Source organism: Bacillus thuringiensis, from assembly GCF_001455345.1.
Classification (GTDB): Bacteria; Bacillota; Bacilli; order Bacillales; family Bacillaceae_G; genus Bacillus_A; species Bacillus_A thuringiensis_N.
Genome location: NZ_CP013274.1, coordinates 1,816,755 through 1,836,763 on the forward strand (window position 1 = coordinate 1,816,755; position 20,009 = coordinate 1,836,763).

Below are 20,009 nucleotides of genomic sequence, written 5' to 3' on the forward strand. Positions count from 1 at the left end.
GACAAGCCATAATAAAAAGGCTGTTTAATATATTAATCATGTATAATATATTAAACATTTTATGTTCTTTTGTTTTTCTAAATTTAATAACTAAGAAGAAAATAGGCAATAGAGGAGGGGGAACATTGAGATTTTTTACGATATTTGCATCAAGGAATGATACAAGTGATGTAGAAGGTTTCATTACTCAAGTTTTCAAAGATGGGTTCAAGGTTGACCGCAATAAAAATGAATATACTATTCAATCGAAAAGACTATTTGGCAAAAATAAAATTATTATTCGGGTGGATTCTGAAGAATCATCTCCTGATTATTTTTCCAATAATATTCCTGGAATGATGCAAATGTACGATCAAATTGAATTTCAAGAAGAACATCTTAAGAGGACAGTTTTGGCACAGATTTCTGTAATTAATACCATAATCGCTATAGAGACGAAGAAGGATTATAGTGATGAATACGTGGAGCTGTTTCTTAAATTACTTAATCAGGTAAATGGTATTGGTTTTATCCCTAATCGAACTCTTATCGGGAATGATGGAAAAGTAATCGTATTTCCGGATGGATCCTCTGGTCCTTCAGAATTTACTCCTCAAGCATGTACGAACAAAATAATGGGACAGAATAGTACTTCTACCGATGGGGAGAAAAGAAGACAAAAATCGATAAGTTACCTGCAAGATAAAGGGATTCCATATATCGAAGGATTGCCTCAATTGCCTCCTTTGACAAGTATTGAGTTAAGAAGTCGAGAAGAAATTACGAAGAGAGCAGTAGCTTTGCTGATTGTCATACAATATGCTTGTGATGTTGCCCAAGAAGGTGATTTGAAAACTTCTAAAGAGTTCGTCATGGAACTGTTAAAAAAATTCGATGTGGTTGAATCATTAACAAAGCAGGAAAGAAATTTCCTGAATTCAGAGCAACCTGACGAGACAGAAGCGATACAGATTGCATGGCAGTATGAAGCCCAATGGGTTTTACTTTGGTCAATAGGTCTCGTGAATACACTGAAATTTCCAAGAGAAATCTGTGACTGTCATTATGCAATTAAACTTGTTTCTGATTGTAGTTCTTTTAATGAATTTTATCAACAAACAAGATTGCGCAGTGCAGGAGAGATTTTGGACGAGGCCGACCTCATTTATCGGCTTCATTGGGCTTGTGTACATGATAGAATTAATGCGAGAGAAGCAACTGCAGGTATGCAGGAAAGTATTGTTATTGAAAGACGAAGAGGCTTGTTTTGGTTAATTAATTATAAAAATGAAGATTGGGATTGTATATCCATGGATACATAATATATATTCTTTGTTCTGTAGAGAGTTTGTATTTTAAATAATAAAATTATTGTTTCATTAGTTCAATCTCTTACAGGAGAACGGATGGGAATTCCATAGGTATGAGAAAAAACAGTCTGTGATATCCTAGGCTTCATATACAACTTTTCTATGTTAAATAACTTGATTCTACCGTACATTTTGAATGGATATGTTATCGTTACTGTAGAAAAAGGATGAATTAATTATTTATTAGTTTACATGTTTCAAGCGTATCTATATTGAGTTTGTAAATCTACATAATAAGGTTTCATTGTATGTAATAAGTGCGATAGAAGCTAAGGTAGATAAAATTCGGTAGTCGAAATTTCTTGCATAAAGCTGTATAATGCTTGTAACGAAAGGGAAATACAGGAAAGGATTTGTATTGAGTTACTATGGATAAAGATAAACAACAATTAAGCGTTGAAGTTGCAAGATTATATTATCAATCAGATTATAGTCAGCAAGAAATTGCTAACAAATTAAATATTTCAAGACCGACGATTTCTAGATTGTTAAAGTACGCGAAAGAAAAAGGATTTGTTCAAATTAGTATAGCTGATCCATTTGCTGATTTAGATAACGTTGGGAATTTACTGAAAGAAAAGTACAACTTGTTAGAGGCACATGTCGTATTTTCTCCAGTGCCAGAATATGCAACGATTACAGAGTATATAAGTAAATATGCAGCTGAGTATATGGAAAAGACGGTTAAAAACGGTGATATCGTTGGTGTAAGCTGGGGAATGACGATGTATGAAATCGCTAGAAAAATTGTACCGCAACATGTAAAAGGTGTAGAAGTTGTCCAGCTAAAAGGTGGTATTAGTCATTCGAGTGTAAATACATATGCGAATGAGACGATAGCTTTATTTGCAGATGCTTTTCAAACGACGCCAAGAAACCTACCTCTTCCAGTTATATTTGATAATGCAGTGACAAAAGAATTAGTAGAGCAGGATCGACATATTCATCACATTATCGAAATGGGGAAACAAGCGAATATTGCAATTTTTACTGTAGGAACAGTGCGAGACGAAGCGCTATTATTCCGATTAGGTTATTTCGATAAGGATGAAACAAGTTTACTCAAAAAACAATCGGTCGGTGACATTTGTTCACGTTTCTTTGATGGAGACGGAAATATTAGTAGCGAAGAAATTAATAAGCGGACTATTGGAATTGAGTTAGAAGAACTGAAATTAAAGAAACGCTCTATTTTAGTTGCAGGTGGTAATAGAAAAATAAAAGCAATTGATGGTGCGTTACGTGGTGGGTATGCAAATGTATTAATTATCGATCAGCATACGGCTAAAGAATTGTTACATTATCAAAAAGGTTAAAAATAAAAGGCTTTCTCAAGATATTAATTTTGAGAAAGCCTTTTATTTTGTTATGTATGATAGGAGTGTTTTTTAAATACAAATTGCAGTTTTTAAAATAATTATGGATATTGAGATACATACTACCATTGTTAATATAAAAGTTTTAATTTTATATATGGAGTGTTTCTTAGTTAGAATGCGCTTTATTTAGTACAAGAAAATTACTTTTAAAAGTATGAACAAAATTTCAAAAGTGTATTTACATTTGTTCAACTAAGAGTTAGAATGAAGTTGTTAAAAGATATGAGGAGTGAAGATAATGAACATTGCAAAGTTAATTGACCATACAATTTTAAAAGCTAATACTACAAAAGAAGATGTTATGAAAGTAATCGAAGAAGCAAAGGAATATAAATTCGCTTCTGTTTGTATTAATCCTACATGGGTGAAGCTAGCTGCTGAAGAATTAGCTGGACATGATGTAGACGTTTGTACTGTAATCGGTTTCCCATTAGGAGCAAGCACGACTGAAACAAAAGCATTTGAAACAAAAGATGCTATCGCAAAAGGTGCAACTGAAGTTGATATGGTAATCAACGTAGGTGCTTTAAAAGATGGAGACAACGAATTCGTTGAAAAAGACATTTATGAAGTAGTACAAGCAGCAAAAGGAAAAGCTCTTGTAAAAGTAATCATTGAAACTTGCCTATTAACAGATGAAGAAAAAGTACGCGCTTGTGAATTATCAGTAAAAGCTGGTGCCGATTTCGTAAAAACTTCAACTGGATTCTCAACTGGCGGAGCAACTGCTGAAGATATCGCATTAATGCGTAAAACAGTAGGACCAAACGTTGGTGTAAAAGCATCTGGTGGCGTTCGTACACGTGAAGATGCAGACAAAATGGTAGCTGCTGGAGCTTCTCGCGTTGGAGCTAGTGCTAGTGTTGCAATCGTATTAAATGATGCAAAAGGTGCTACAGATAACTACTAATCATTAATGAAGTTAAGAGCAATAGATATACAAAGTAAAGTGTATCTATTGCTTTAACAATCGAAAAAAATGTAAGCGGATACGAATAGGAGGAGACGGCTTATGAAATACTTAATTGGTATTTTTGGCCTCGTATTGATTTTAGGTATCGCTTGGCTTGCTAGCAATAATAGAAAGAAAGTCAAATATCGCCCAATCATAACGATGGTTATATTGCAATTCATTTTGGGGTTTTTATTATTAAATACAAGTGTAGGGAATATATTAATTAGCGGAATAGCAGATGGTTTTGGAGAGCTATTAAAATATGCAGCTGACGGTGTGAATTTCGTATTTGGTGGATTAGTAAATCAAAAAGAGTTTTCGTTCTTTTTAAGTGTATTAATGCCAATCGTATTTATCTCAGCTTTAATCGGTATTTTGCAACATATTAAAGTGTTACCTATTATCGTGAAATCTATCGGTCTAGCATTAAGTAAAGTAAATGGAATGGGGAAACTAGAATCATATAACGCTGTTGCTTCTGCGATTTTAGGACAATCTGAAGTTTTTATTTCAGTTAAGAAACAACTAGGATTATTGCCAGAGAAAAGAATGTATACATTATGTGCATCGGCAATGTCTACCGTTTCAATGTCTATCGTTGGATCGTATATGGTGTTATTAAAACCACAATATGTTGTAACCGCTTTAGTGCTTAACTTATTCGGTGGATTTATTATCGCTTCTATCATTAATCCGTATGAAGTTACTGAAGAAGAGGATATGTTAGAAGTACAAGAAGAAGAGAAAAAGACTTTCTTTGAAGTATTAGGGGAATACATTATAGACGGATTTAAAGTTGCGATTACAGTAGCAGCTATGTTAGTCGGTTTTGTTGCTCTTATCGCATTCATTAATGCAGTATTTAAAGGTGTAATCGGTATTTCATTCCAAGAAATCCTTGGTTATGTATTTGCACCATTTGCATTTATTATGGGTGTACCTTGGCATGAAGCTGTTAATGCCGGAAATATTATGGCAACAAAATTAGTATCAAATGAATTTGTCGCTATGACAGATTTAGCACAAGGAAACTTTAATTTCTCAGATAGAACGACAGCGATTATATCTGTATTCTTAGTTTCATTTGCAAACTTCTCTTCAATTGGAATTATTGCAGGAGCAGTTAAGAGCTTAAATGAAAAGCAAGGGAATGTAGTCGCAAGATTTGGATTGAAATTACTTTTCGGTGCAACATTAGTAAGTTTCTTATCAGCAACAATCGTGGGCTTATTATTTTAATAGATTCATATCATATAAAAAGGAATGGTGATTGTAATGAGAATGGTAGATATTATTGCGAAAAAACGTGACGGTAAAGAATTAACGACTGAAGAAATCCAATTCTTTATTAATGGATATACAGACGGAAGTATTCCTGATTATCAAGTGAGTGCACTTGCAATGGCAATCTTCTTTAAAGATATGACAGATCGTGAGCGTGCAGATTTAACGATGGCAATGGTGGAGTCTGGAGAAACGATCGACTTATCAGCAATTGAAGGAATTAAAGTAGACAAACATTCAACTGGCGGTGTTGGTGATACAACAACATTAGTATTAGGACCATTAGTAGCTGCTTTAGATGTACCAGTAGCAAAAATGTCTGGTCGTGGTTTAGGGCATACAGGCGGAACAATCGATAAATTAGAAGCGGTAGAAGGATTCCACGTTGAAATTACGAAAGAGCAGTTCATTGATATTGTAAACCGTGACAAAGTAGCTGTTATTGGACAAACTGGTAACTTAACGCCTGCAGATAAAAAAATCTATGCATTACGCGATGTAACAGGAACAGTAAACTCTATTCCTCTAATTGCAAGTTCAATTATGAGTAAAAAAATTGCAGCTGGTGCTGACGCAATCGTACTTGATGTGAAAACAGGTGCTGGCGCATTCATGAAAACAGAAGAAGATGCAAAAGAATTAGCACATGCAATGGTACGTATCGGAAATAATGTAGGACGTCAAACTATGGCTGTTATTTCAGATATGTCACAACCACTTGGTTTTGCAATTGGTAACGCTCTAGAAGTGAAAGAAGCGATTGATACGTTGAAAGGTGAAGGTCCAGAAGATTTAACAGAATTAGTACTCGTATTAGGAAGTCAGATGGTTGTACTTGCGAAAAAAGCAAATACGTTAGAAGAAGCTCGTGAAATGTTAATTGAAGTGATGAAGAACGGAAAAGCAACTGAGAAGTTTAAAGAATTCTTAAGCAATCAAGGCGGAGATAGCTCCATTGTAGACAATCCAGAAAAAATGCCACAAGCGAAGTATGTAATTGATGTACCTGCCAAAACTTCAGGTGTTATTTCTAACATTGTTGCAGATGAAATCGGTATCGCAGCTATGTTACTAGGTGCTGGCCGTGCAACAAAAGAAGATGAAATCGATTTAGCGGTAGGATTAATGTTACGTAAAAAAGTGGGCGATGCAGTAAAAGAAGGTGAGCCGTTCGTAACGATTTATGCAAATCGTGAAAATGTAGAAGATGTAAAAGCTAAAATTTATGAGAACATTTCTATCGCTGAAACAGCGGTGGCTCCTAAATTAGTTCATACAGTTATTACTGACTAATTATCATTACACTTACTTTGAGGAGGAAATAATATGGATAAGAAAAAATATATTGAAGAAGCAAATAAGATGTTAGCAAAAGCATATATTCCGTATTCAAAATTTCCTGTTGGTGCAGCATTAGTTACGAAAGAAGGTAAAATCTATACTGGTTGTAATATAGAAAATGCTTCTTATGGTTTATGTAACTGTGCAGAAAGAACAGCGATCTTTAAAGCAGTATCTGAAGGGGAGCGCGATTTTAGTTATTTAGTCATTACAGGAGAAACGGACGGACCAATTTCACCGTGTGGTGCTTGTAGACAAGTAATTGCTGAATTCTGTGATCCGAAAATGCCTGTATTATTAACAAATGTAAAAGGTGATGAAAAAGAAGTGACCGTTGAGCAGTTACTTCCAGGTGCTTTCTCAATAGAAGATCTAAAATAAATTGAAAAGCCATTCCGCAAATATGAATTGTGGAATGGTTTTTTTATTTTCGAAAGTTGAATGTAATATTTTGTTCATATTCCGTTCATAAACTTCGCGTAAAATAAGTGCATCGAATATGGAAATTTTACAGCAGGAGGAATAGAATAAAGAAATTATATAATGCTGTATTTACTTCATTATTTGTTTATGAGTTTGCTTGAAAAACCTTTTAAATAGATAGGAGTGGGGAGAGTATGATAGCACTTTTATCAAGTATCGTAGCAGTCTGTATGGCTGTTGGAGTAATGTTTCTTCGCTTTAAGGCAGCGAAAAAACCAGTAACGAAAAAGAAAATTATATTGCCACCAATTTTTATGAGTACAGGCGCGATGATGTACTTTTTACCAGAGTTTCGATTAACATCGTTAGAAATAGTAGAGGCAATTATCGCAGGGCTTATTTTCTCTATATTTCTTATTAAAACAACAAAGTTTGAAATAAGAGATGAACAAATATATATGAAACCGTCAAAAGCATTTATATTTATTTTAGTCGGATTATTAGCTGTACGAGTAGCATTGAAATCATATTTAAGTCAATCGATTGATTTAGCGGAGTTAAGTGGATTGTTTTTCTTACTCGCATTTGCGATGATTATATCGTGGAGAATTGCGATGTATCGCTCGTTTACTAAATTAGAAAAGACAATAAAAAGAGCTGGAATTTCTATATAGGAAATCCAGCTCTTTTTATGTTTTATTAAAATTCTTTAGCGCGGAACTCATTTGCTTAATTTTAAACGTATTTGAGCATCTTGTAATGCGGCTGGTGTAACGTTAAGACCATTTTGATCAACAATTTTTGTGTTTAGTAAAATGGAATCTAAGCTTCCACGAAATGTTTGTGTATAGTTTTGACGCAACATTTGTTGTTCTTGTTTTTCATCAACTGTTAATCCAGTTGCTTTTTCTTTTTTTGATAATTCGTTAATACGGAATAAAATGTTTTTCATTTGTTTCACCTCTAGTTAGAATTAATTACATTAGTAACTTACTAATGTATAGTTATTGTAACCTATCTTTTAATAAGTGTCAATGCCTATAAACATTCCTTGTTTTGTAAGTGTATGGGGTGATAAATAATGAAAAAACTACAAATACTTGAAATAGAAAAGATGTTAATATACAATACCTTAGTAGGGTATATAAAGTATTGTTTTACTTTACGAGAGTAATAAGCAAAAAGGAGTATGTAATAATGAATGCAGTAATTTCAAAGAAAGAAACAATCATCTCATATACGATTGCTATTTTATTTATTTTAGCTATGGTAACAGCTGGTGTGTTATTAAATGATCCGGAAGTCATTTTGCCAGAAATAGCTGCGATGGCAGTTGCTTTATGGGCATATCGTGAGCCAGGATGGCTAAGACAACCTGATAAAATTTTTATTGCACCGTCAATAACGGCTGTGATAGGTTTTATGGTGAATCAAATGGATATAGCCTATTTAGGGAAAGTAAGCTTAACGCTTGTATTCATGATGCTGTTTTTACGTGTAATTCAATCCAATTTAGCACCATCAATTGCGACAGGTTTATTACCATTAGTAACAAATGCGACGGAATGGTCATTTGTTATCGCGGTATTTGCTTTAACATTTATTTTAATGATAGGTGTTCTTATATTTAAATTGAACAACGGTATTGAGCGAAAAGTGCAAATACAGTATAAATATATGACTGTATTTCTAATACTAAATTTCGTATGGATCAGTTTATGTTGGATAACTGGTTATGAACAATTAGCAGTTATTCCACCAATATTAGTTGTTGTGTATGAATCACTTCAAAAGCCGATGTACAATGAAAAAATGGCTTTTAAACAAATATTAGTATTAACTGCATCTGCAACTGTTGGAACGTTATTGTACTTTACGATTGATTCATGGATTGTAGTCACTTTATTAAATATGATATTAATGCTTATTTTATTAAAAATCGTTGGAGTACGTATTCCAGCAGCGTATGCATTTCCACTATTGCCGCTCGTATTTCCAGATGAAATGATAAAGATGTTACCAGTAGCTTCATTTGTTGCGGGAGTATTTTTATTTGGTGCAGTACTACTGTATAAAAAGTGGGAGATGAAGCAAAAGGGTATGCAAATGTAGAGAAGGAAATACAATCCTTAGTTAGCATAAAAAATAGACACCTGCGGGTGTCTATTTTCATTAAATGAAGTTTAGCTTAACTCATTTAAACAATTAACAAGTTCGGCCGCTTTAGAAAAGAATGGTGAATGATCAGCTTCCAAAGTAATTATTTTCGTGCAAGGGGTCTCTGTATTCATTCGGCGCTGAAAATCAATCGGAATCGCTCTATCTAGAGTTGTTTCGATATAAATACGATTTACAGTTCCAAAGTTCTCTTCTGATATTTTTAGCTCTTGTTGGAACGGTCCTAGTGGTTGAGGCCGCATTTGATTAAAAGATGCTTCTTTAATAGAACCGTCTTCTGTAGCATTTAAAAATGTTTGTTCAATCAACTCTGGTATAAGTTCTGCAGTTAAATCATTCTCATTTATAGAGAATTGTGGTCCGGTTTCTCCATTTAATTTACTACCAAGACTTTCTCCATTTTGTGGTAAGAATGCACAAAGATATACTAATTTATCGATTTTATTTGGTATAAGTTCAGCGGTTTGAGTGGTCACAATTCCACCCATACTATGTCCAACAAGAATAACTTTTTCATTTTGTTGATTTATAGTAGCTGTTACTGCATTAACATAAGAATCCAACGTTATATTTTGAGAGGGAGTCATATCTTTCCCGCTTCCAGGTAAGTCTAGTGTAATAACAGTGTGACCTAAAGCCTCTAGTTGAGGTTTTACTAATTCCCATGCCCATTCACCTTGCCATGCCCCATGTACTAAAACGTAAGTACTCATTTAATCAACACTCCTCTAATGTTTATATGTTTATTTTTTCGTAATATTGATGATGTATAATTAGTGTATATGAAGTGAGTTGATAAATATAATGAAGCTTATTTATAGATGATATAAATATTTTTTATATAAGGAGAACAGAATGAACGTTTTTGATTTTAAAGTTTTTAAATACGTGGCTCGTTTGAACAGCATTAGTTTAGCTGCTAAGGAATTACATATGACACAGCCGGCTATAACTCATATCATAAACAAATTAGAAAAACGATATGCTATCACATTATTTGATCGCTCTAGACAAGGAACTGTTTTAACTGAAAATGGAAAAGAATTTTTGATTTGTGTAGATCGACTTCTAATCGAGTATGAAAATCTTGAAGAAACAGCTTTAAAATTGAAGAATAATAACTTGTATAAGATTGTATTAGCTACTTATCCTTCAGTTACTGTATATTGTTTGGCTGAGTGTATCAAATTAGGTAATTTTGATCACAGTCAGTATGTGCTTGCAGTTCGAGAGGGAAGCTATCAGGAAGTTTTAGATTGGTTGTCTTCTGGAAGTGCAGATTTTTCTATTTCTATAAAAGAAAATTTAATACAAGGATTTCATTATGATGTCATTGGTGAAGATCCGTATGTTATGGTTTCTTCAAAGTTTGTTCCACCTAATCTTACTATTAAAGAGTTGAAAAATTATCCTTTTATTATGCCGCTTTCTGGTTGTAAAGAAGTACTTGAACCATATTTGACGAAAAATGAAATAGTAGTTAATAAAGTGATGGAATCAGAGACCATTAGTTCAGCATTAGCACTTGCTTTACAGGTTAACGGTATAACAATTGTTCCAGTATCAGGACTACATAAGCAAATTATTAATGATTTCATTGTGCAACCGATAGAAATTAGAATTCCACGACAACTTATTATGCAGTGGTCACCTAAAAAAGAGAATGATCCACTGTTTCTGGCGTTTGTTATGAATTTGCTAAGCCAACTACAACAAAAGAAAAAATGAATAAATAAAATGATCCAAAAGGTAAGCTCATTTTACTGAAGCTTACCTTTTGGATGTATTACCAATATAGAGCAGTATCATAAAGTCCGATTAAAATGAGTAGGACACCGGCTATACGTTGAATGTTTTTTCCTATTTTTCGGCTCTTTTTAAGTAGTGCCCCATTTAATCCAAGGTAGGAGATGATGAACATTAATATAACGATAGGGAGAGCTGTTCCTACCGAAAAAAATGTCGGAAACAAGTAACCATAATTATATGAGAAAGATAGAGGGATTAACGTTCCAAAAAATAAAACGAACATAGTTGGGCAGAAAGCTAAGGAAAAGAAGAATCCAAGTAAAAATGAGCCAACTTCATTTTGTTTTTTTATAAATTTGATTGAGAAGAGATTTTTTCCTTTTATAATACCTGTCAACATTAACCCCATTAAAATTAATAAAGGTCCGATCATTTTTCGTAACCATGGGAAATACAAAGTTAATATTTGCTGAATCTCTTTTCCTAAGAACCACACTATTAGTCCAAGTGTCGTAAAAGCTATTATTTTTCCTAAAATGAATAACAGTATATGTTTCCATGCATATCTCTTTTGTAAAGATTGATTGCCATAAAGTGTAATAGCGCTAATGTTTCCTGTTAATTGGCAAGGAGCAAGTGTACCTACAATGCCTAATAAAAACGCAAATAAAAGAGGTACTGATTTCGTAGCATTCGCGACACCTATTAAAGGAGACATGAGTTGATAGCTCCATTCACTAATTATTGAAAACACGTTATATTCACCTTTCTAATTAAATTGTAATGTTCCCTCTTTAGTAATCTGTTTCCACGTTTTACCCTCATCGGTAGAAAGGAACACATTTGCTTTCATTGTAGCAAATACGATTTCAGCTGAATTTTGAGGGTTTTGTGAAATATACATAATTGCATCTTTAGAATCTAAAAGTGGAATTTGTATGTTTGTTTCTTCATTTGTAGCAATTGATTTCTTCGTTAACATTTGTTTATTGATAGGGGCGTAAATAACATCTTCATTACTTAATGTAACTGCGGTCGATTCAAGTGGTTTGGAGAATAGTTCAAACGTATTTCCATAATCCGTAGATAAATATACACCGTCTTTAGCACTTACCGCGACTACACTAGATTGCTCCGGATGTACTGAAAAGGAATGAATCGTACTTGAAAGACCTTTTAACTTACTATTTGTCCAATCTTGTCCGTTGTTCGTACTAAAATAAAAACCTTGTTGTAATTTAGAATTTGGACGCTCATTGTATAAATAAATTGCTTCCGTATTATATCCGACAGCAAGGTTATGAAAATCAGATTCTCCGTAAAACGCTAGCTTTTCAAGGGTATTACCGCCATCAGAACTTTTCATTAATCCTAAAGGATTTTTTAAATCTGCTCCTGGTTCAGGATGACCGCTGGCAAAGAACCCGTTCTTCGTTGCCTGAAATCCCATATAATCATGTAATTCAGCCTTAGTTTCAAGCCATTTTCCATTTTGATAAACTTTTATCCCGCTATGAGTGGCGATAGAAACTCCAGACATATTTCCTGCATAGCCAATTCCGTGAATGTGCTCGATTTTTCCAGATGTAATTTCTTTATAGAAGTCTTGCGGACTCGTATTTGCTGCTTCTATATTTTTTGACTCAGATTGCACCGTTTCTTTCTTCACGGGTGCTGTTTCGGTGTTGCTAGAACATCCAGTAATTATGAATAAGGAAGTAATTGCTAACCCTGTTGCTACATAATGTTTCAAAGTTGTGGCTCCTTTCCTGTATATGAGATTTTAAGCATATAGAATAAATGTCAAGAAATTGTGGAGTGGTATGCATAATGTAGATTAGAGGGGCACTAGTAAGGGGGATTTTCCTTTTTCTATGAGTACTATTAATTGACGAAAAATTGTAACAATAATAAAATGAATTGATTAGATAATTAGTTTTTTAATCATACATAGAACGCTAGGGGGATTATTATGAAATCAACATTTTTTGCTCAAAATAGAGAACGATTAGTAAACACATTACCAGACGAATCCATTACTATTTTATTTGCTGGACAGGCACCTCATATGTCAGCGGATGCACATTATAAATTTGTGCCGAATCGGAATTTTTACTATATAACAGGAATCGATGAATCAAATGTTATTTTCATGTTGAAGAAGGTTGGAAATAATGTTGAAGAAACACTATTCATTGAAAAGTCAGATCCAGTAATGGAAAAATGGGTTGGTAAAACAGTTTCTAACGAAGAAGCGGAGGAAATTTCGGGTATAAAGAAAGTTGTATATTTAGATAGCTTTGAAAAGACAATGTCAAATATACTTTTTACAGAAAATGTGAAGCATCTATATTTAGATTTAGAACGTCGTGAGTGGAATGGTACAGAGACAAAAACGCTAGCGTTTGCTAAACATGTAAGAGAACAATATCCACACGTAACAATTGGTAATGTATATCCGAATATTTGTGAATTACGAGTGTTTAAAACAGAAGAAGAAATTGAAATTATGAAAGAAGCGATTGCTGTAACGAAAGATGGTATTTACAATGTACTTAAGCATGCAAAAGCAGACATGATGGAGTATGAATTAGAAGCTCAATTTGATTTTACATTGAAATCATCTGGCATTAAGCATCATGCGTTCAATACAATTTTGGCAAGTGGGAAAAATGCTACAGTTCTTCATTATGAAGATAATGATGCACAAATTCAAAATGGTGATTTAGTATTACTAGATTTAGGCGCTCAAAAAGACTACTATAACGCTGATATTAGTTATACATTCCCGGCAAATGGAACATTCTCTAGTCGCCAAAAACAAATTTATAATATCGTATTAAAAGCGTTAAAAGAAACAACAGAGATTGTTAAGCCGGGCTTAAAGTTCGCTGCATTAAATGAGCATGCTAAAAAAGTACTTGCAGAAGGGTGTAAAGCAGTTGGTTTAATACAAGAAGATGAGGAACTGTCTAAATATTATTATCATGGTGTCAGCCATTTCCTTGGTTTAGATACACATGATGTAGGAACATATAAAGATAGAGTGTTAGAAGAAGGTATGGTTATAACAATTGAACCTGGTCTTTATATTGAAGAAGAATCGATTGGAATTCGTATTGAAGATGATATTCTTGTAACGAAAGACGGATACGAAAACTTGTCAAAAGATATCATTAGAGAAGTGGAAGAGATTGAAGAGTTTATGAGAGAAAATAATGTAAATGTAAAAGAAGATGAAGTTGTTACGAAATAATAAGTAGAAAAGGTGCTCAATTTTGAGCACCTTTTTATTCTGTTCATTTTAAATCTCCATATTTTCTTGAAAATCATCTTCTATAATGATTTTGAAAAAGAAAAAGGAGGGATTTTCCATGAAGCGATTTGTATTAACAGTTGTTACAGTCTCTGTAATATCTTTAATTGCTGCATGTTCTTTGGCCACAAATACAACAAATGATCATAAAAATATGAATGATAAAAAAACATCACAGACTGAAACAGCTACAAAACCATTGAAAGTTGAAAAAGGACCAGAAGTTACTTTAATAGCGAAAGAAGAAAAGCAAAAGTTAAGTAACGGTGTTATTGTTCCGGTCTGGACATTTAATGGTTCATCTCCTGGTCCGGAAATTCGGGTGAAAAAAGGTGAAAAGGTAAAAGTGACATTAAAAAATGAACTATCTGCACCGGTATCTGTTCATTGGCATGGGTATCCTGTTCCAAATAACATGGATGGAATTCCAGGTGTGACGCAAGATGCGGTTGAACCTGGAAAAAGTTTCACCTATGAATTTGAAGCAAACGTACCAGGAACGTACTGGTATCACTCGCATCAAGATTCTGTAAATCAATTAGATAGAGGATTATATGGTGCTCTCGTTGTAGAAGATACAAATGAAAAGTATGATAAAGATTACACATTAATGTTAGATGAATGGATAACAGATAAAGAAGAGATTAATAAACAGTTAAAAGAAATGACAAAAGGAAAAACAGAAAAAGCAGACGGTAATAAATCTAGTAAGGATAATGAAAATGCGAAAAAGAATGATGATAAGAACAGCATGGATCATTCTGGTATGGACATGGACAGTGATAAAAAAGACCCTGGCAATATGGCAGGAATGGACCATGGAAATATGAAGATGGAAGGTCATGATATGAGTATGTATGATTTATTCACAATCAATGGAAAAAGTGGTGATTTAGTAGCGCCATTGAAAGTGAATAAGGGAGATAAAGTTCGTCTGCGACTCGTTAATGCTGGTTATTTATCACATGATATACATGTTCACGGTCATGATATAAAAGTAATTGCAACAGATGGTCAACCAATAAATGATCCCAAAGTTATAAAGGATACAATAATTTCAATTGCACCGGGTGAACGTTATGATGTTGAGTTTACTGCTAATAATCCTGGGAAATGGTATGTGGAAGACCATTCGGCAGATAAAGGTGCAAAAGGAATGAAAACCATTATTGAATATGAAGGTAGTAAAGAGATGAAAGACATAGCAAATGAAAAAGAAAAACTACCAAAATTAGATATGACGAAATATGGTGAGAAAAAATTAGGTAGTTTCACACTAGAGCAGCAGTATATTGCTTCATATAATATGGACTTGAATACGCAAATGAATGGAAATGAAATGGTATATACAATTAACGGAAAAGTATTTCCGGATATTGATCCAATTCCGGTGAAAAAAGGTGACCTAGTAAAAGTGAAATTAGTAAATCGCTCTAAAATGGATGATCATCCGATGCATTTACATGGTCACTTCTTTCAGGTGTTGAGTAAAGATGGAAAACCGATAGAAGGTTCTCCAATTGTAAAAGATACTTTGAACTTAAAACCAGGTGAAGAATATGAAGTCGCCTTTGTAGCAGACAATCCGGGTGAGTGGATGTTCCACTGTCACGACCTACATCATGCTTCAGCAGGGATGGTAACGGAAGTGAAATATACAGATTATAAATCTGATTATGTTCCAAACCCTAATATTCCTAATAAACCAGAATAATGTGAAAATCATGTAGTTTATTAATGATGTAAAGCAGTTATCGTAATAGGTGGCTGCTTTTATATGTCATGTTGTGAATTGGGAATATTATTTTTATAAAAGTTTAGGTAATATGAGGGGGTTATCCTATAGAAAGAGTTTACAAGGTGAGAATGTTTTTTGATTAGAAATGGCTGAATTTAATGTATTATATTGTAGTTCTAAAAGGCTGAATACTTATATTTGACCTTTCTTTTATTTTGTACTACAATTCGTAGTGTGAAAGGAGAAAGGGAATATTTAAGCAAAAGTATAAGTTAAATGAAGAAGGATTAAATTATGATTTTTTTGTTTTTGTAGTATTAATTATAGGTGATTATTTGGCGATATTTTTTTCGAAATTTAAACTACGATGTGTAGTGTTAAATCGGAAGAATGAGAGGGTTTTCAGAGTGTGATGAATTTAACTTTTCTTTATTACTAGAGATAGATGGTGGAAAATAAATAAAAATTCAATATGGATAATAAAAGGATACTGTTGCTAAATAGTTAGAACGAAAAGAATTGGAAGTTAATGTGAAAACATAATGATACTTGAATGTGTTTATAGGAAGGTGTTTTATAATTATGAAAAAGATTTTAGCTAGTGTAGCAGTAGCTTCTGTTACAGGAAGTGTATTTATTAGTACTGCTCAAGCGAAAAATATTGTTATACCAAAAGACACGAAGCATGAGCAACCTACTGATGTAGTAAAATATGAAAATCAAGTAACAGTAAATACAAATGCTCTACGTGTCCGCACACAACCAAATACGTCTAGTGCAATAATGGGACGCGTGTATGAAGGAGAAGTTTTACAAGTTATTGGAGAAGAAAACAGTTGGCTGAAAATTAATCATAAAGGAAAAACTGGCTATGTAAGTAGTGAATTTGTTTCGGAAAATAGTGTATCAGCTAAAGAGCCGTTCTGTTTCTGCTGGTCAAAAAGTGAAGCAAGGACAACAACTTGGCATAATGGGGAATACAGGACAATCTGAAGGACAACACTTACATTTTGAAATTCATAAAGGTGAATGGAATGCACAGAAGAGCAATGCTATGGATCCAAAAATATATATTGGTTAATTGAAAATTTATTATTTCAACATGGAATTGTATATCTTCTCAAGCAAAGAGAATTTCATAGATTTAGAAGTTTTGGACTAACACTTCAAAGTGTTATTTCTCTTCATCTGTTAAGAAATAAAAATAATGAAATCGATCCCCTCTAATATAATGAAATATTAGAGGGATTGATTATAGCTGCTAATGTGTATGTTGTTCTTCTGTGGAAGAAGTTGGCGAGATATGCTCTGGGAACGTTACGAATACAGTCAGGATAATTATTACGCCAATTGAGAGTAATAATAGAAAACGACGATGGATATAGGTAGTAAAGGTTTCTGATAAAAGTTGAATCATACATGACATAGTTATCGTTATAGAAAGTAAAAGGCTAATGAATAGTATACTATGTGCTTGTTGAGCGTTTAACATTTCTGTAATCATTGCTCCCATCATACTTGCCATTAATCCAGAGAACATTCCTTCCAAGGCAGTATACAGGTGAAAACGTAGACCGACTAAAAAACCGATAAAACCACTAATCAAAATAGCAAGCAAAGTAGAATGTAGTAGTTCCCCTTTAAAGAGAATACCTAAATAAAACCCTATGCTTAAACCGATACTCATACTAAAAGACATAATAAATACCATATACTCCATTAGGGTACCCTTACGTTTAGAAATATATGATGTAATAAGAATCGAGATACAACAAAGTGTTAAGGCAGTTAATGTATAAGCAAACATCATGATACCTCCCTGTCCTATCATTCACTTCATCATATGTTTATATAGAGAGTATTTATGCTTATTTAAATCTGCATATTATCTGCACAATTTCATAAATGTAAGCAAGTAGGCGCTTGATTTTTTTGAGCGTCTTTTTTTATTTGTGAGCATGTGAAAGAAATTGTTATATGATGAGTTTCTATTGTGAAGCAATAAAGAATAAGCGTATAATATTATAGTTATCCCATTATCCGGGGTAACCCGCGAATGATAAATAAGATTGTTGTTTTATCATCGCCTCTAAACAGATAGACAACGAAAGTAACACTGGAATACAGATAGGGAGTTATAAAATGAAATTAATTATTGCCGAGAAACCAGATCAAGGTTTGGCTCTTGTTTCACAGTTTAAATATCGCCGGAAAGATGGATATTTAGAAGTGGAAGCGAATGAGTTATTTCCAAATGGAGCGTACTGTACATGGGCAATTGGTCATTTGACGCAGTTATGTAATCCAGAACATTATCACGCAGAGTGGAAAAAATGGTCACTTAATACGTTACCGATGATTCCAGAGCGATTTCAATTTGAAGTAACAAAGTCGAAGTATAAACAGTTTAACGTTGTGAAACAGCTGTTACATAATCCTCAGGTAACAGAAATTATTCATGCGGGCGATGCTGGGCGTGAAGGGGAATTAATCGTACGAAATATTATTAATCTTTGTAACGTACAAAAGCCGATGAAGCGTCTTTGGATTTCGTCTTTAACGAAGCAAGCTATTTATCAAGGATTTAAAAACTTGCTTGATGAATCAGATACAATCAATACGTACTATGAGGCATATACAAGGTCATGTGCGGATTGGGTCGTTGGTATGAATGCATCACGTGTCTTTAGTATTTTGTTAAAGAAAAAAGGAATGAATGATGTATTTTCTGCTGGTCGTGTCCAAACACCAACGTTAGCATTGATTGTAAAGCGAGAGAAAGAAATTGAAAACTTTAAGTCAGAGCCTTTCTGGGAAGTGTTTGCAACCTTTAATATAGAAGGAAAGAAATATGACGGAAAATGGGAAAAGGATAATGAATCCCGCTTAAAAGACCCTGATATGGCGAATAAAATTGCGGCATTTTGCCAAGGGAAACCGGCTGTTGTGAAGGAAATGAAAACGGAGCGTAAAGAGTTTCAGCCGCCGCTTTTATTTAACTTATCATCACTGCAAGCAACGGCAAATAAAGCCTTTAAGTTTTCACCGAAAAAGACGCTTGATATAACGCAAGTACTCTATCAAAAAGGGATTGTTTCTTATCCACGTTCAGATTCTAACTATGTTACACAAGGAGAAGCAGCGACGTTCCCGGATATTTTACAGAAGTTAAGTCAGTTTGATGAATATAAAGGTTTATTACCGGCTCCAGTTGAATCGATTATGAATAATAAGCGTTATGTAAATGAAAAGAAAGTAACAGATCACTACGCGATTATTCCGACAGAGCAAGTTACAAACCCAAGTAGATTATCAGGTGATGAAAAGAAAATTTACGATATGATCGTAAGAAGGCTTATTGCAGCTCACTATGAAGTTGCAATCTTTGACTATACAACGATTGTAACGCTTGTAGATGAGCGTGCTGAATTCATTTCAAAAGGAAAACAGCAAATTCAAGAAGGATGGCGTAAAGTTATTTTCCAAGACGATAAAGATGACGAGACCATTCTTCCGATTGTAGCTGAAGGTGAAGAAGGAAAAGTTGTAAAGGTGAAAGTGAAAGAAGGAAAAACACAACCACCGAAGCGTTATACAGAAGGACAACTAATTACGTTAATGAAAACGGCAGGTAAGTATTTAGAGAATGAAGAGCTAGAGAAAGTATTAAAGAAAACAGAAGGTTTAGGTACGGAAGCGACTCGTGCAGGTATTATTACGATGCTAAAAGACCGTAAATATATAGATGTGACGAAAAACCAAGTGTATGCGACTGATAAAGGAAAAGTATTAATTACAGCGATCGGTGACAAAATACTAGCTTCACCAGAAATGACAGCAAAATGGGAGCAGCGCCTTGCGGAAATTGGTGAAGGCACGGCTTCACCAGCTACATTTATGGAACAGACGAAAAAGCTATCAGCTAAAATTATTGAAGATGCTGTTGAAATGTCTGAGAAGTGGGATTTCACCGGATTACATGTTGAATCGATTGAGCGAAAAGGATCGAAATTTACAACGGGTAAAAAGGTTGGTAGTTGTAAAAAATGTGATGGTGATGTAATTGATAAATCAACGTTTTATGGTTGTTCTAATTACAACACGACACAATGTGATTTCACCATCTCGAAGAAGATATTAAGTAAAACAATTTCGCAAAAGAATATGACAAAGCTCTTAAAAGGTGAAAAGACCGATTTAATTAAAGGTTTTAAAAAAGGTGAGAAAACGTTTGATGCGAAGTTAGAGTGGAAAGATAATAAGATTAATTTTGTGTTTGAGAATTAAGTTGTTTCAA

Annotated in this window: 18 protein-coding genes and 1 pseudogene; 14 read left to right on the forward strand and 5 right to left on the reverse strand. The window is 33.7% G+C overall.

Annotation, left to right across the window (positions count from 1 at the left end):
- Positions 1-125: 125 nt before the first annotated feature.
- The 7 genes from ATN06_RS09555 to ATN06_RS09585 all read left to right on the forward strand — a co-directional run bounded on the left by ATN06_RS09555 (position 126) and on the right by ATN06_RS09585 (position 7,405).
- Positions 126-1,301 carry a DUF4272 domain-containing protein gene (locus tag ATN06_RS09555; RefSeq protein ID WP_060630434.1) on the forward strand — a complete coding sequence of 392 codons (1,176 nt, stop codon included), beginning with the start codon at positions 126-128 and terminating at the stop codon, positions 1,299-1,301.
- 416 nt (positions 1,302-1,717) lie between these two features.
- Positions 1,718-2,665 carry a DNA-binding transcriptional repressor DeoR gene (locus ATN06_RS09560; RefSeq protein WP_000356564.1) on the forward strand — a complete coding sequence of 316 codons (948 nt, stop codon included), beginning with the start codon at positions 1,718-1,720 and terminating at the stop codon, positions 2,663-2,665.
- Between the two features lie 301 nt (positions 2,666-2,966).
- Entirely contained in the window at positions 2,967-3,638 is a 672-nt protein-coding gene (gene deoC, locus ATN06_RS09565) for a deoxyribose-phosphate aldolase (protein WP_001017444.1), read from the forward strand.
- Between the two features lie 102 nt (positions 3,639-3,740).
- Positions 3,741-4,922 (forward strand): NupC/NupG family nucleoside CNT transporter, encoded by a 1,182-nt coding sequence (locus tag ATN06_RS09570; protein WP_000876173.1) that lies wholly within the window; start codon positions 3,741-3,743, stop codon positions 4,920-4,922.
- Between the two features lie 36 nt (positions 4,923-4,958).
- Positions 4,959-6,260 carry a pyrimidine-nucleoside phosphorylase gene (locus ATN06_RS09575; RefSeq protein WP_060630435.1) on the forward strand — a complete coding sequence of 434 codons (1,302 nt, stop codon included), beginning with the start codon at positions 4,959-4,961 and terminating at the stop codon, positions 6,258-6,260.
- Between the two features lie 33 nt (positions 6,261-6,293).
- On the forward strand, positions 6,294-6,689 hold the full coding sequence (locus ATN06_RS09580; protein ID WP_000358520.1) for a cytidine deaminase: 396 nt from the start codon (positions 6,294-6,296) through the stop codon (positions 6,687-6,689).
- Positions 6,690-6,925: 236 nt separating this feature from the next.
- A complete protein-coding gene (locus tag ATN06_RS09585) occupies positions 6,926-7,405 on the forward strand; it encodes a CcdC family protein (protein WP_060630436.1) in 480 nt (159 codons plus the stop codon).
- Positions 7,406-7,452: 47 nt separating this feature from the next.
- Here the strand turns inward: ATN06_RS09585 and ATN06_RS09590 are convergent, their stop codons facing one another.
- Positions 7,453-7,683 carry a DUF896 domain-containing protein gene (locus tag ATN06_RS09590; protein ID WP_000789783.1) on the reverse strand — a complete coding sequence of 77 codons (231 nt, stop codon included), beginning with the start codon at positions 7,681-7,683 and terminating at the stop codon, positions 7,453-7,455.
- 245 nt (positions 7,684-7,928) lie between these two features.
- Here ATN06_RS09590 and ATN06_RS09595 point away from each other — a divergent pair, with 245 nt between their 5' ends.
- Entirely contained in the window at positions 7,929-8,843 is a 915-nt protein-coding gene (locus ATN06_RS09595; protein WP_000994729.1) for an HPP family protein, read from the forward strand.
- A 71-nt stretch (positions 8,844-8,914) separates the two neighbouring features.
- Here ATN06_RS09595 and ATN06_RS09600 read toward each other — a convergent pair whose 3' ends face one another.
- The gene (locus ATN06_RS09600; protein WP_000109312.1) at positions 8,915-9,622 is read right to left on the reverse strand and encodes an alpha/beta fold hydrolase; all 708 of its coding nucleotides are present in this window, start codon (positions 9,620-9,622) and stop codon (positions 8,915-8,917) included.
- Positions 9,623-9,764: 142 nt separating this feature from the next.
- On the opposite strand from ATN06_RS09600, the gene ATN06_RS09605 reads away from it, so the two are divergent.
- Positions 9,765-10,637 carry a LysR family transcriptional regulator gene (locus ATN06_RS09605; protein ID WP_001100318.1) on the forward strand — a complete coding sequence of 291 codons (873 nt, stop codon included), beginning with the start codon at positions 9,765-9,767 and terminating at the stop codon, positions 10,635-10,637.
- Positions 10,638-10,695: 58 nt separating this feature from the next.
- Here ATN06_RS09605 and ATN06_RS09610 read toward each other — a convergent pair whose 3' ends face one another.
- Positions 10,696-11,412 carry an urease accessory protein UreH domain-containing protein gene (locus ATN06_RS09610; protein WP_234415827.1) on the reverse strand — a complete coding sequence of 239 codons (717 nt, stop codon included), beginning with the start codon at positions 11,410-11,412 and terminating at the stop codon, positions 10,696-10,698.
- 15 nt (positions 11,413-11,427) lie between these two features.
- Entirely contained in the window at positions 11,428-12,411 is a 984-nt protein-coding gene (locus ATN06_RS09615; RefSeq protein WP_060630438.1) for a F510_1955 family glycosylhydrolase, read from the reverse strand.
- 219 nt (positions 12,412-12,630) lie between these two features.
- Between ATN06_RS09615 and ATN06_RS09620 the strand changes: the two genes are divergently transcribed.
- The 4 genes and pseudogenes from ATN06_RS09620 (at position 12,631) to ATN06_RS28235 (ending at position 16,793) form a co-directional block, all read left to right on the forward strand.
- Positions 12,631-13,914: an aminopeptidase P family protein gene (locus tag ATN06_RS09620; RefSeq protein ID WP_060630439.1), complete on the forward strand. Its 1,284-nt coding sequence runs from the start codon at positions 12,631-12,633 to the stop codon at positions 13,912-13,914.
- Positions 13,915-14,032: 118 nt separating this feature from the next.
- Positions 14,033-15,688 (forward strand): multicopper oxidase family protein, encoded by a 1,656-nt coding sequence (locus ATN06_RS09625; protein WP_060630440.1) that lies wholly within the window; start codon positions 14,033-14,035, stop codon positions 15,686-15,688.
- A gap of 606 nt (positions 15,689-16,294) precedes the next feature.
- Positions 16,295-16,657: pseudogene (locus tag ATN06_RS09630) on the forward strand (SH3 domain-containing protein); the annotation flags it as partial.
- Entirely contained in the window at positions 16,656-16,793 is a 138-nt protein-coding gene (locus ATN06_RS28235; protein ID WP_234415828.1) for a M23 family metallopeptidase, read from the forward strand. The pseudogene ATN06_RS09630 and the gene ATN06_RS28235, both read left to right, overlap by 2 nt.
- A 180-nt stretch (positions 16,794-16,973) precedes the next feature.
- On the opposite strand, the gene ATN06_RS09635 is transcribed toward ATN06_RS28235, so the two are convergent.
- Positions 16,974-17,519 carry a hypothetical protein gene (locus ATN06_RS09635; protein WP_060630442.1) on the reverse strand — a complete coding sequence of 182 codons (546 nt, stop codon included), beginning with the start codon at positions 17,517-17,519 and terminating at the stop codon, positions 16,974-16,976.
- A 335-nt stretch (positions 17,520-17,854) separates the two neighbouring features.
- Between ATN06_RS09635 and topB the strand changes: the two genes are divergently transcribed.
- Positions 17,855-19,999 carry a DNA topoisomerase III gene (topB, locus tag ATN06_RS09640; RefSeq protein ID WP_060630443.1) on the forward strand — a complete coding sequence of 715 codons (2,145 nt, stop codon included), beginning with the start codon at positions 17,855-17,857 and terminating at the stop codon, positions 19,997-19,999.
- Positions 20,000-20,009: the final 10 nt, after the last annotated feature.

Coding starts and splice junctions, on each gene's coding strand:
- ATN06_RS09560 (WP_000356564.1), top strand. CDS start 1,718: ATGGATAAAGATAAACAACAATTAAGCGTTGAAGTTGCAAGATTATAT.
- deoC (WP_001017444.1), top strand. CDS start 2,967: ATGAACATTGCAAAGTTAATTGACCATACAATTTTAAAAGCTAATACT.
- ATN06_RS09570 (WP_000876173.1), top strand. CDS start 3,741: ATGAAATACTTAATTGGTATTTTTGGCCTCGTATTGATTTTAGGTATC.
- ATN06_RS09575 (WP_060630435.1), top strand. CDS start 4,959: ATGAGAATGGTAGATATTATTGCGAAAAAACGTGACGGTAAAGAATTA.
- ATN06_RS09580 (WP_000358520.1), top strand. CDS start 6,294: ATGGATAAGAAAAAATATATTGAAGAAGCAAATAAGATGTTAGCAAAA.
- ATN06_RS09585 (WP_060630436.1), top strand. CDS start 6,926: ATGATAGCACTTTTATCAAGTATCGTAGCAGTCTGTATGGCTGTTGGA.
- ATN06_RS09590 (WP_000789783.1), bottom strand. CDS start 7,683: ATGAAAAACATTTTATTCCGTATTAACGAATTATCAAAAAAAGAAAAA.
- ATN06_RS09595 (WP_000994729.1), top strand. CDS start 7,929: ATGAATGCAGTAATTTCAAAGAAAGAAACAATCATCTCATATACGATT.
- ATN06_RS09600 (WP_000109312.1), bottom strand. CDS start 9,622: ATGAGTACTTACGTTTTAGTACATGGGGCATGGCAAGGTGAATGGGCA.
- ATN06_RS09605 (WP_001100318.1), top strand. CDS start 9,765: ATGAACGTTTTTGATTTTAAAGTTTTTAAATACGTGGCTCGTTTGAAC.
- ATN06_RS09620 (WP_060630439.1), top strand. CDS start 12,631: ATGAAATCAACATTTTTTGCTCAAAATAGAGAACGATTAGTAAACACA.
- ATN06_RS09625 (WP_060630440.1), top strand. CDS start 14,033: ATGAAGCGATTTGTATTAACAGTTGTTACAGTCTCTGTAATATCTTTA.
- ATN06_RS09635 (WP_060630442.1), bottom strand. CDS start 17,519: ATGTTTGCTTATACATTAACTGCCTTAACACTTTGTTGTATCTCGATT.
- topB (WP_060630443.1), top strand. CDS start 17,855: ATGAAATTAATTATTGCCGAGAAACCAGATCAAGGTTTGGCTCTTGTT.